Origin of the sequence: Escherichia sp. TC-EC600-tetX4 (assembly GCF_019356055.1) — a bacterium.
Classification (GTDB): domain Bacteria; phylum Pseudomonadota; class Gammaproteobacteria; order Enterobacterales; family Enterobacteriaceae.
In genome coordinates this window covers 2,917,956-2,929,423 of the sequence record NZ_CP079924.1, presented here as the reverse complement: position 1 = coordinate 2,929,423, position 11,468 = coordinate 2,917,956, and the positions used below count along the sequence as shown (strand labels likewise).

At 48.7% G+C, this 11,468-nt stretch carries 8 protein-coding genes and 1 pseudogene; 5 read left to right on the top strand and 4 right to left on the bottom strand.

The genetic code is table 11. From position 1 onward, the window contains the following. The first annotated feature begins 8 nt into the window (after positions 1 to 8). Positions 9 to 599: pseudogene (locus KXD89_RS14280) on the top strand (NAD(P)H oxidoreductase). Positions 600 to 680: 81 nt separating this feature from the next. Here the strand turns inward: KXD89_RS14280 and pflA are convergent. From pflA to ycaO, 4 genes are all read right to left on the bottom strand, one after another. Beyond that, the gene (pflA, locus tag KXD89_RS14275; RefSeq protein WP_000111043.1) at positions 681 to 1,421 is read right to left on the bottom strand and encodes a pyruvate formate lyase 1-activating protein; all 741 of its coding nucleotides are present in this window, start codon (positions 1,419 to 1,421) and stop codon (positions 681 to 683) included. A gap of 191 nt (positions 1,422 to 1,612) precedes the next feature. Continuing rightward, the gene (pflB, locus tag KXD89_RS14270; protein WP_001292822.1) at positions 1,613 to 3,895 is read right to left on the bottom strand and encodes a formate C-acetyltransferase; all 2,283 of its coding nucleotides are present in this window, start codon (positions 3,893 to 3,895) and stop codon (positions 1,613 to 1,615) included. Positions 3,896 to 3,949: 54 nt separating this feature from the next. After that, positions 3,950 to 4,807 carry a formate transporter FocA gene (gene focA / locus KXD89_RS14265; protein WP_000642546.1) on the bottom strand — a complete coding sequence of 286 codons (858 nt, stop codon included), beginning with the start codon at positions 4,805 to 4,807 and terminating at the stop codon, positions 3,950 to 3,952. Between the two features lie 405 nt (positions 4,808 to 5,212). Beyond that, entirely contained in the window at positions 5,213 to 6,973 is a 1,761-nt protein-coding gene (gene ycaO / locus KXD89_RS14260) for a 30S ribosomal protein S12 methylthiotransferase accessory factor YcaO (protein WP_216685313.1), read from the bottom strand. A gap of 129 nt (positions 6,974 to 7,102) precedes the next feature. Between ycaO and KXD89_RS14255 the strand changes: the two genes are divergently transcribed. From KXD89_RS14255 to ycaL, 4 genes are all read left to right on the top strand, one after another. After that, positions 7,103 to 7,795, top strand: a complete 693-nt coding sequence (locus KXD89_RS14255) for a DUF421 domain-containing protein (protein ID WP_000642849.1) — start codon at positions 7,103 to 7,105, stop codon at positions 7,793 to 7,795. Between the two features lie 198 nt (positions 7,796 to 7,993). Continuing rightward, entirely contained in the window at positions 7,994 to 9,082 is a 1,089-nt protein-coding gene (gene serC, locus KXD89_RS14250; RefSeq protein ID WP_000057138.1) for a 3-phosphoserine/phosphohydroxythreonine transaminase, read from the top strand. A 70-nt stretch (positions 9,083 to 9,152) separates the two neighbouring features. Further along, positions 9,153 to 10,436, top strand: coding sequence for a 3-phosphoshikimate 1-carboxyvinyltransferase (gene aroA, locus KXD89_RS14245; protein ID WP_000445231.1), 1,284 nt, complete (start codon positions 9,153 to 9,155; stop codon positions 10,434 to 10,436). Between the two features lie 168 nt (positions 10,437 to 10,604). Beyond that, positions 10,605 to 11,369, top strand: a complete 765-nt coding sequence (gene ycaL, locus KXD89_RS14240) for a metallopeptidase YcaL (RefSeq protein ID WP_001350496.1) — start codon at positions 10,605 to 10,607, stop codon at positions 11,367 to 11,369. The last annotated feature ends 99 nt before the right edge of the window (positions 11,370 to 11,468 follow it).

Here is an 11,468-nt window from a genome sequence, read left to right as displayed (position 1 = left end):
GTAAAATTATGCAGTCTGAACGTATTTATTTGGTATGGGCCCATCCTCGTCATGATTCATTGACCGCACATATTGCTGATGCGATCCATCAGCGGGCAATGGAGCGGAAAATACAGGTGACGGAACTCGATTTATATCGGCGTAATTTCAACCCAGTGATGACGCCGGAAGATGAACCAGACTGGAAGAATATGGATAAACGTTATTCTCCAGAGGTTCATCAGCTTTATTCAGAGCTGCTTGAACATGACACGTTAGTGGTGGTTTTTCCTCTCTGGTGGTACAGCTTCCCGGCAATGCTAAAAGGATATATTGACAGAGTATGAAATAATGGGCTGGCTTATGGAGATGGGCACAAATTACCATTCAATAAAGTTCGTTGGGTGGCGCTGGTTGGAGGAGACAAAGAATCATTTGTCCAGATGGGCTGGGAAAAAAATATAAGCGATTATTTAAAAAATATGTGCAGTTATCTTGGTATTGAAGATGCCGATGTCACTTTCTTGTGTAATACAGTGGTATTCGATGGGGAAGAACTTCACGCGAGCTATTATCAGTCGTTATTATCTCAGGTACGGGATATGGTAGATGCACTATAAGATGTGTTAAAAACGCTGTAGCAGAATGAAGCGCGGAATAAAAAAGCGGCAACTCAATAAAGTTGCCGCTTTACGGGGAAATTAGAACATTACCTTATGACCGTACTGCTCAAGAATGCCTTTCACGCGTTCCATGGTCTCTTTCTTCGGTGGTTTAACACCGTCGAGTTTGTACTCTTCACCCATTGCCACCCATTTGTGTTTGCCCAGCTCGTGGTAGGGGAGAAGCTCGATTTTCTCAACGTTGCCCATATCACGGGTAAATTCACCGAGGCGATGCGCTGAATCGTCATCGTCAGACCAGCCTGGGACAACAACGTAGCGGATCCACACCTTCACATTTTTGTTCGCCAGATATTTAGCGAACTCCAGCGTGCGGTGGTTGGAAACTCCAACCAGATTTTGGTGGATCTCGTCGTTCATCTGTTTGAGATCGAGCATTACCAGGTCGGTTACTTCCAGCAGTTCATCAATCACCGGATCGTAACGACGAACAAAACCGTTGGTGTCCAGACAGGTATGAATGCCTTCTTTTTTGCAGGCGCGGAACCAGTCACGAACAAACTCAGCTTGCAGGATTGCTTCACCGCCGGATGCGGTAACGCCGCCGCCGGAAGCGTTCATAAAGTGGCGATAGGTCACCACTTCCTTCATCAAATCTTCAACGGTAACTTCTTTACCGCCATGCGTGTCCCAGGTGTCGCGGTTATGACAATACAGGCAGCGCATCAGGCAGCCCTGGAAAAAGGTGATAAAGCGAATACCTGGGCCGTCTACGGTTCCACAGGATTCAAAGGAGTGAATGCGACCAATAACTGACATTGCGGTGTTTCTCCAGATGTGGCCCATCTGAGGCCGTGTTGGTGCGCAGCTCGAAGGCTACGTCGAGTCTGTTTTGGCAGTCACCTTAAAGTATAGATAGCTGACAAAAAAGGCTCTCGCGCTAAAAAAGGCCCCACTTTCGTGGAGCCTTTATTGTACGCTTTTTACTGTACGATTTCAGTCAAATCTAATTACATAGATTGAGTGAAGGTACGAGTAATAACGTCCTGCTGCTGTTCTTTAGTCAGCGAGTTGAAACGTACTGCGTAGCCAGATACACGGATGGTCAGCTGCGGATATTTTTCCGGGTTTTCCATCGCGTCGAGCAGCATTTCACGGTTCATCACGTTAACGTTCAGGTGCTGACCACCTTCGATGGATGCTTCGTGGTGGAAGTAACCATCCATCAGACCAGCCAGGTTGGTCTTACGAACTTCGTCGTCTTTACCCAGTGCGTTCGGAACGATAGAGAAGGTGTAGGAGATACCATCTTTAGCGTAAGCAAACGGCAGTTTAGCAACGGAAGTCAGAGAGGCTACTGCACCTTTCTGGTCACGACCGTGCATCGGGTTAGCACCCGGTCCGAACGGCGCGCCAGCACGACGACCGTCTGGGGTGTTACCCGTTTTCTTACCATACACAACGTTAGAAGTGATGGTCAGAACAGACTGAGTCGGGATAGCGTCACGGTAGGTGTGCAGTTTCTGAATTTTCTTCATGAAACGTTCTACCAGGTCAACAGCCAGGTCATCTACACGCGGATCATTGTTACCAAACTGCGGGTATTCGCCTTCGATTTCGAAGTCGATAGCCAGACCGTCTTCGTCACGAATCGGTTTAACTTTCGCATATTTGATTGCAGACAGGGAGTCAGCAGCAACGGACAGACCAGCGATACCACACGCCATGGTGCGGATAACGTCACGGTCGTGCAGCGCCATCAGAGAGGCTTCGTAGCTGTACTTGTCGTGCATGTAGTGGATGATGTTCAGTGCAGTGATGTACTGTTTAGCCAGCCAGTCCATGAAGTGATCCATGCGCTCCATCACTTCATCATAGTTCAGGACATCGCCTTTGATCGGTTCAGACTTCGGACCAACCTGCATTTTCAGTTTTTCGTCAACGCCGCCGTTGATTGCGTACAGCATGGTTTTCGCCAGGTTTGCACGCGCACCGAAGAACTGCATTTGTTTACCAACGATCATCGGGCTTACGCAGCAAGCAATAGCGTAGTCATCGTTGTTGAAGTCCGGACGCATCAGGTCATCGTTCTCATACTGCAGAGAAGAGGTGTCGATGGACACTTTAGCGGCGAATTTCTTGAAGTTCAGCGGCAGTTTTTCAGACCACAGAATGGTCATGTTCGGTTCCGGAGACGGACCCATGGTGTACAGGGTGTTCAGGAAACGGAAGCTGTTTTTGGTAACCAGGGTACGACCGTCGAGGCCCATACCACCGATAGATTCGGTTGCCCAGATCGGGTCGCCAGAGAACAGTTCATCGTATTCCGGAGTACGCAGGAAGCGAACCATACGCAGTTTCATGACCAGGTGGTCAACCATTTCCTGCGCTTCTTGTTCGGTGATCTTGCCAGCTTTCAGGTCACGTTCGATGTACACATCCAGGAAGGTGGAGGTACGACCGAAGGACATTGCAGCACCGTTCTGAGACTTAACAGCAGCCAGGTAGCCGAAGTAAGTCCACTGGATAGCTTCCTGAGCGTTGGTAGCCGGACCAGAGATGTCGTAGCCGTATTTCGCAGCCATTTCTTTCATCTGACCCAGAGCGCGGTGCTGTTCAGCGATTTCTTCGCGCAGACGGATAGTCTGTTCCAGGTTTACGCCGTTTTCCAGATCAGCCTGCAGAGAAGTGAACTGTGCCAGTTTGTCTTTCATCAGGTAGTCGATACCGTACAGCGCAACGCGACGGTAGTCACCGATGATACGGCCACGGCCATATGCATCTGGCAGACCGGTCAGAACACCAGATTTACGGCAACGCAGGATGTCCGGAGTGTAAACGTCGAACACGCCCTGGTTGTGAGTTTTACGGTATTCAGTGAAGATTTTTTTGATCATCGGATCCAGTTCGCGGTTGTACGCTTTGCAGGAACCTTCGATCATTTTGATACCACCGAACGGGATAAGAGCACGTTTCAGCGGAGCTTCAGTCTGCAGACCAACGATTTTCTCAAGCTGCTTGTTGATGTAGCCAGCGTCGTGAGAGGTGATGGTGGAAGCAACAGCGGTGTCAAAGTCAACTGGCGCGTGAGTGCGGTTTTCCAGTTTAACGCCTTCCATTACTTTGTCCCACAGGGTGGTGGTCGCTTCAGTAGCGCCAGCCAGGAAGGACTCGTCACCCTCGTACGGAGTGTAGTTTTTCTGAATGAAGTCACGGACGTTTACTTCATTCTGCCAGTCACCTTTGGTAAAACCTTCCCAGGCTGTGGCTAACTTTTCATTAAGCTCGGACATGTAACACCTACCTTCTTAAGTGGATTTTTTATTTACTGCGTACTTCGACAACCATTAATGGTGGTCGTTTTCACGCAGGTAAATGACCCAGTATGTCAACCCAACCAACAAACCACCACCGATAATGTTGCCGATCGTAACCGGAATCAGGTTATCAGTGATGAAATTCATCACGGTCAGGTGAGAAAAATTTTCCGGTGCAGAACCGACTGCGGTCCAAAATTCCGGGGATGCGAAGTCGCGGATTACAATACCCATCGGGATCATAAACATGTTTGCGATACTGTGCTCAAAACCGCTGGCAACAAACATCGCGACCGGCAGCACCATAATGAACGCTTTGTCCATCAGGCTGCGGCCAGAATAACTCATCCATACTGCCAGACATACCATCAGGTTTGCCAGGATACCAAGACAGACGGCCTCAATAAAAGTATGGTGCACTTTGTGGTCGGCGGTTTGTAGGACGTTTAGTCCCCATTGACCATTTGCGGTCATATACTCGCCGGAAAGCCACATTAAAAGTACAAACAGCAGTGCGCCGACCAGGTTGCCAAAATAGACATTTAGCCAGTTTTTCGCCAACTGACCCCAGGTGATGCGCCCACTCGCCTTAGCAACAACAATCAACACGGTGGAAGTAAAGAGATCGGCTCCGCAGACAACACAAAGAATCAGCCCCAGAGAGAAGCAAATGCCGCCAACCAGTTTTGCCATGCCGAAGGGCATTGTGCCTGTGCCAGTGGTTGCTGTGATATAGAAGACGAATGCGATTGAGATGAAAACACCGGCGGTAATCGCCAGATAGAAAGTCTTAAGCGGATGTTTCGTTGCTTTATAGACACCCGCCTCTTCGGCCACTTTGGCCATTGCAGCAGGAAGTAAAAGATCAAAAGGGTTGTCAGCTTTCACACTAACTCTCTCTTTATTAAGTCGGCGACGAGATACTAACAAAGCATTATAGATGAGAAATTGATATAGATCATATCTCGCCTGGCTTATAGGCCCGTAACTCGCATGGTTTTTATGCAAATACGGAGTAAATATTTGATTATCCAAATAAAAATAAATTTTAAAAATTAACAAATGAGTTGAATTTTTTCCGCATCCTCCGCTAAAACAGTTAATTAAAAGGGAGCATCAGGCGAATAAAGTAACAATATCGATCGTATTTATTAAATACAAATTACCGATATTTAACCTTATAATTACAATTATTTTATTAATGCAAATATATGTAAAGCGGGGCATTAAAAAAACGCCCCGTAATATAACTCAGACTAATCATTAAGCCTACATTGCGTAGGCTATTTGATTTTATTTTGCCCAGAATGCTGCTTTGGCGCGCTGCAGCTTTTCGTAGGCCTTCAACAACGACTGATGTGCAGCAAACGCGTGCAGATCGCTATCTACCGGTTGCAGGCCGTAAAACGCCGCTTCGCCGCTCATTGCCGCACTGGCGGCTTCTACGGCATCTGCGCCGTACATGCGAACAAACGCATTCAGATATTGCAGCGGCTGGCGATCTTCTTCCTGTGCCAGTAATAACAACGTTTGCAGGCAGCGATAATAGTTGGCGCGTTCCGGACTAAATACTGATGAGTTAAACTCCATCGTCCATTCGGTCCAGACCAGAGCCTGTTCCAGATCGCCACCAGCCAGCGCCAGCATGGCTTTTAATTCACCGATACGCAGGGTGTACCAACCGTTATCCGACCCGGTCGCCAGACCCAACAGCTCACGCACGCGGGTAAAGTCATCAAAACCTTCTTCATCCAGTTGCTCGATGAGGTTCAGGTAATCTTCTTTTTCCCACTCGCTGCCTGGTAGCGAAAGAATCGTTTCACGTAAATGGCTGCCCATACTGTTATTCGCGAGCCACAGATCTTCAGCCGGATAAATATCGGACATGCCAGGCACGATAATACGGCAAGCATAAACGCCCAGATGCTCGTAATCGGCAATATAAACTTCTTTATCTTCTTTGTTGAAGATAGCCATCAGTGTGGCGAACTCTTCTTCCGTGGTGCCGGAGAAATTCCAGTCCACAAACGGATAATCGGCATCCTGCTTGAACAGGTCCCAGGAGATTAAACCGCTGGAATCGATAAAGTGCGTTTCGAGGTTGGTATGTTCAGCGACTTCTTCATCATCGAAGGTTGGCGGAGTAAACACATCCAAATCTTTCAGGCCACGACCTTGCAGCAGCTCGGTCACGGTACGTTCCAGTGCTACGCCAAAATCAGGATGCGCACCGAAAGAGGCAAAGCAGGTACCGTTAGCAGGATTGAACAGTACCACGCAAATCACCGGATACTGGCCGCCAAGCGAACCGTCATAAGCGAAGATTGGGAAACCCTCCGCTTCCAGCGTTTCGATGGCTTCAACTACTGCTGGGTAACGCGCCAGCACGTCTGCCGGGATCTCTGGCAGGCTGATGCTTTCAGCAATAATGCGGTTTTTCACGTAGCGTTCGAAAACTTCAGACAATCCCTGAACGCGTGCTTCGTTGCGGGTATTACCTGCGGACATACCGTTGGAGACGTACAGGTTACCAATGAAATTCATCGGAATATAAACGGTCTGATTGTCGGACTGACGCGTAAACGGCAGGCCGCAAATACCACGATCTTCGTTACCGGATTGTAGGTCAATCAGCATGCTGCCGGTCAGTTCATTCTCCGGATCATAAAACGCGCGCAGACGGTCATCGAGCAGCCCTTCTGGCACATCGTCATTTTCGGTCAGTGGGAACCATTTTTCGTTGGGATAATGCACGAACGGACCGTTGGCGATGGTTTCGCCCAGCCAGAAGTCCGCAAAAAAGTAGTTGGTTGAGAGACGCTCGAAATATTCACCGAGTGCAGAAGCCAGCGCCGCTTTCTTGGTTGCGCCTTTACCGTTGGTAAAACACAGTGCGCACTCTTTGTCGCGAATATGTACAGACCAGACGTTAGGCACGGGATTCAGCCAGGAGGCCTCTTCAATCTGAAAGCCGAGGTCTGAAAGTTTTTGCTGGAAGCGAGCGATGGAATCTTCCAGAGCGGCATCTTTGCCGGGGATAAATGTTTGCGTCATGAAAATCACTTTAGTCGTACGGAAAGCGCGCAATAATACGGGTTTTATCTCAAAGGCGCTATCACCGCCGCCATGCCGATGAACTGTTGACTATGCTTTTAGCGGATAAACCACGTTAAGAGCATAAAAATGAAGGCGTTCGATCTCCACCGTATGGCATTTGATAAAGTGCCTTTTGATTTCCTTGGCGAAGTTGCACTACGTAGTCTTTATACCTTTGTACTGGTCTTTTTGTTCCTCAAAATGACCGGAAGACGCGGTGTGCGGCAGATGTCGCTGTTTGAAGTTTTAATCATTCTGACGCTGGGATCAGCGGCGGGAGATGTGGCGTTTTATGATGATGTGCCGATGGTCCCGGTACTTATCGTCTTTATTACTCTGGCGTTGTTATACCGCCTGGTAATGTGGTTGATGGCGCACAGTGAAAAACTGGAAGATCTTCTGGAAGGCAAGCCAGTTGTCATTATTGAAGATGGCGAGCTGGCCTGGTCGAAACTCAATAACTCCAACATGACGGAATTTGAGTTCTTTATGGAGCTACGATTGCGTGGCGTGGAGCAGCTGGGGCAGGTACGTCTGGCGATTCTCGAAACCAACGGGCAAATCAGTGTCTATTTCTTTGAAGATGACAAGGTGAAACCGGGTTTACTTATTTTACCCAGTGATTGTACGCAGCGTTACAAAGTGGTGCCGGAGTCGGCGGACTATGCCTGTATTCGTTGTAGTGAAATCATTCATATGAAAGCGGGGGAAAAACAATTATGTCCGCGCTGTGCAAATCCAGAATGGACGAAGGCAAGTCGGGCAAAACGGGTGACCTGACAGTAAAAACATCGGCTTTTTGCTAATAATCCGAGAGATTCTTTTGTGTGATGCAAGCCACATTTTTGCCCTCAACGGTTTTACTCATTGCGATGTGTGTCACTGAATGATAAAACCGATAGCCACAGGAATAATGTATTACCTGTGGTCGCAATCGATTGACCGCGGGTTAATAGCAACGCAACGTGGTGAGGGGAAATGGCTCAAATCTTCAATTTTAGTTCTGGTCCGGCAATGCTACCGGCAGAGGTGCTTAAACAGGCTCAACAGGAACTGCGCGACTGGAACGGTCTTGGTACGTCGGTGATGGAAGTGAGTCACCGTGGCAAAGAGTTCATTCAGGTTGCAGAGGAAGCCGAGAAGGATTTTCGCGATCTTCTTAATGTCCCCTCCAACTACAAGGTATTATTCTGCCATGGCGGTGGTCGCGGTCAGTTTGCTGCGGTACCGCTGAATATTCTCGGTGATAAAACCACCGCAGATTATGTTGATGCCGGTTACTGGGCGGCAAGTGCCATTAAAGAAGCGAAAAAATACTGCACGCCTAATGTCTTTGACGCCAAAGTGACTGTTGATGGTCTGCGCGCGGTTAAGCCAATGCGTGAATGGCAACTCTCTGATAATGCTGCTTATATGCATTATTGCCCGAATGAAACCATCGATGGTATCGCCATCGACGAAACGCCAGACTTCGGCGCAGATGTGGTGGTCGCCGCTGACTTCTCTTCAACCATTCTTTCCCGTCCGATTGACGTCAGCCGTTATGGTGTAATTTACGCTGGCGCGCAGAAAAATATCGGCCCGGCTGGCCTGACAATCGTCATCGTTCGTGAAGATTTGCTGGGCAAAGCGAATATCGCGTGTCCGTCGATTCTGGATTATTCCATCCTCAACGATAACGGCTCCATGTTTAACACGCCGCCGACATTTGCCTGGTATCTATCTGGTCTGGTCTTTAAATGGCTGAAAGCGAACGGCGGTGTAGCTGAAATGGATAAAATCAATCAGCAAAAAGCAGAACTGCTATATGGGGTGATTGATAACAGCGATTTCTACCGCAATGACGTGGCGAAAGCTAACCGTTCGCGGATGAACGTGCCGTTCCAGTTGGCGGACAGTGCGCTTGACAAATTGTTCCTTGAAGAGTCTTTTGCTGCTGGCCTTCATGCACTGAAAGGTCACCGTGTGGTCGGCGGAATGCGCGCTTCTATTTATAACGCCATGCCGCTGGAAGGCGTTAAAGCGCTGACAGACTTCATGGTTGAGTTCGAACGCCGTCACGGTTAATGCCGAAATTTTGCTTAATCCCCACAGCCAGCCTGTGGGGTTTTTATTTCTGTTGTAGAGAGTTGAGTTCATGGAATCCCTGACGTTACAACCCATCGCTCGTGTCGATGGCACTATTAATCTGCCCGGTTCCAAGAGCGTTTCTAACCGCGCTTTATTGCTGGCGGCATTAGCACACGGCAAAACAGTATTAACCAATCTGCTGGATAGCGATGACGTGCGCCATATGCTGAATGCATTAACAGCGTTAGGGGTAAGCTATACGCTTTCAGCCGATCGTACGCGTTGCGAAATTATCGGTAACGGCGGTCCATTACACGCAGAAGGTGCCCTGGAGTTGTTCCTCGGTAACGCCGGAACGGCAATGCGTCCGCTGGCGGCAGCTCTTTGTCTGGGTAGCAATGATATTGTGCTGACCGGTGAGCCGCGTATGAAAGAACGCCCGATTGGTCATCTGGTGGATGCGCTGCGCCTGGGCGGGGCGAAGATCACTTACCTGGAACAAGAAAATTATCCGCCGTTGCGTTTACAGGGCGGCTTTACTGGCGGCAACGTTGACGTTGATGGCTCCGTTTCCAGCCAATTCCTCACCGCACTGTTAATGACTGCGCCTCTTGCGCCGGAAGATACGGTGATTCGTATTAAAGGCGATCTGGTTTCTAAACCTTATATCGACATCACACTCAATCTGATGAAGACGTTTGGTGTTGAAATTGAAAATCAGCACTATCAACAATTTGTCGTAAAAGGCGGGCAGTCTTATCAGTCTCCGGGTACTTATTTGGTCGAAGGCGATGCATCTTCGGCTTCTTACTTTCTGGCAGCAGCAGCAATCAAAGGCGGCACTGTAAAAGTGACCGGTATTGGACGTAACAGTATGCAGGGTGATATTCGCTTTGCTGATGTGCTGGAAAAAATGGGCGCGACCATTTGCTGGGGCGATGATTATATTTCCTGCACGCGTGGTGAACTGAACGCTATTGATATGGATATGAACCATATTCCTGATGCGGCGATGACCATTGCCACGGCGGCGTTATTTGCAAAAGGCACCACCACGCTGCGCAATATCTATAACTGGCGTGTTAAAGAGACCGATCGCCTGTTTGCGATGGCAACAGAACTGCGTAAAGTCGGCGCGGAAGTGGAAGAGGGGCACGATTACATTCGTATCACTCCTCCGGAAAAACTGAACTTTGCCGAGATCGCGACATACAATGATCACCGGATGGCGATGTGTTTCTCGCTGGTGGCGTTGTCAGATACACCAGTGACGATTCTTGATCCCAAATGCACGGCCAAAACATTTCCGGATTATTTCGAGCAGCTGGCGCGGATTAGCCAGGCAGCCTGAATGAACAACGGGCAATAAATAGCCAAATCTTTCTTTATCAAAACGTCGGCACATTGTCGGCGTTTTTTTTCGGACCTTGTGAGTCATTTTGATTAATGGTAGCGTCGCTTGTCAATGTAAGTTGTTGATACATAATATTTATATATGATTAATCAACGGATGATTCACATGAAGAATACTAAATTACTGCTGGCGATTGCGACCTCTGCAGCATTACTGACAGGGTGTCAAAATACCCACGGTATTGATACCAATATGGCTATCAGCTCCGGTTTAAATGCCTATAAAGCAGCAACATTAAGCGATGCCGATGCAAAAGCGATTGCCAATCAGGGCTGTGCCGAAATGGACAGCGGCAATCAAGTCGCAAGTAAATCCAGCAAGTACGGTAAACGTCTGGCAAAAATCGCCAAAGCATTGGGTAACAATATTAATGGCACGCCGGTCAACTATAAGGTTTATATGACCAGCGACGTCAACGCATGGGCGATGGCGAACGGCTGTGTTCGTGTCTACAGTGGCCTGATGGACATGATGAATGACAACGAAATTGAAGGCGTTCTGGGCCATGAACTGGGCCACGTCGCGTTGGGTCACTCGCTGGCTGAAATGAAAGCTTCTTATGCGATCGTTGCCGCACGCGATGCCATTTCAGCTACCAGCGGTGTGGCTTCCCAGCTTTCCCGCTCACAATTAGGTGATATCGCAGAAGGCGCTATCAATGCTAAATACTCCCGTGATAAAGAGTCCGAAGCAGATGATTTCTCCTTTGATCTGTTGAAGAAACGTGGCATCAGCACCCAGGGGCTGGTTGGCAGCTTTGAAACACTGGCTAGCCTGGATGGCGGTCGCACCCAGTCCATGTTTGACTCTCACCCACCATCAACAGAGCGTGCGCAACACATCCGTGATCGTATCGCCTCTGGTAAGTAAATCATTGTCATCTTTCGGGCTGGTCTTCTGCCAGCCCGCTATAATTGCGCAATAAATCCCCATCTGAATACAGACAAAACTGGTTTTTGCACACAACGT

Coding starts and splice junctions, on each gene's coding strand:
- pflA (WP_000111043.1), bottom strand. CDS start 1,421: ATGTCAGTTATTGGTCGCATTCACTCCTTTGAATCCTGTGGAACCGTA.
- pflB (WP_001292822.1), bottom strand. CDS start 3,895: ATGTCCGAGCTTAATGAAAAGTTAGCCACAGCCTGGGAAGGTTTTACC.
- ycaO (WP_216685313.1), bottom strand. CDS start 6,973: ATGACGCAAACATTTATCCCCGGCAAAGATGCCGCTCTGGAAGATTCC.
- KXD89_RS14255 (WP_000642849.1), top strand. CDS start 7,103: ATGAAGGCGTTCGATCTCCACCGTATGGCATTTGATAAAGTGCCTTTT.
- serC (WP_000057138.1), top strand. CDS start 7,994: ATGGCTCAAATCTTCAATTTTAGTTCTGGTCCGGCAATGCTACCGGCA.
- aroA (WP_000445231.1), top strand. CDS start 9,153: ATGGAATCCCTGACGTTACAACCCATCGCTCGTGTCGATGGCACTATT.
- ycaL (WP_001350496.1), top strand. CDS start 10,605: ATGAAGAATACTAAATTACTGCTGGCGATTGCGACCTCTGCAGCATTA.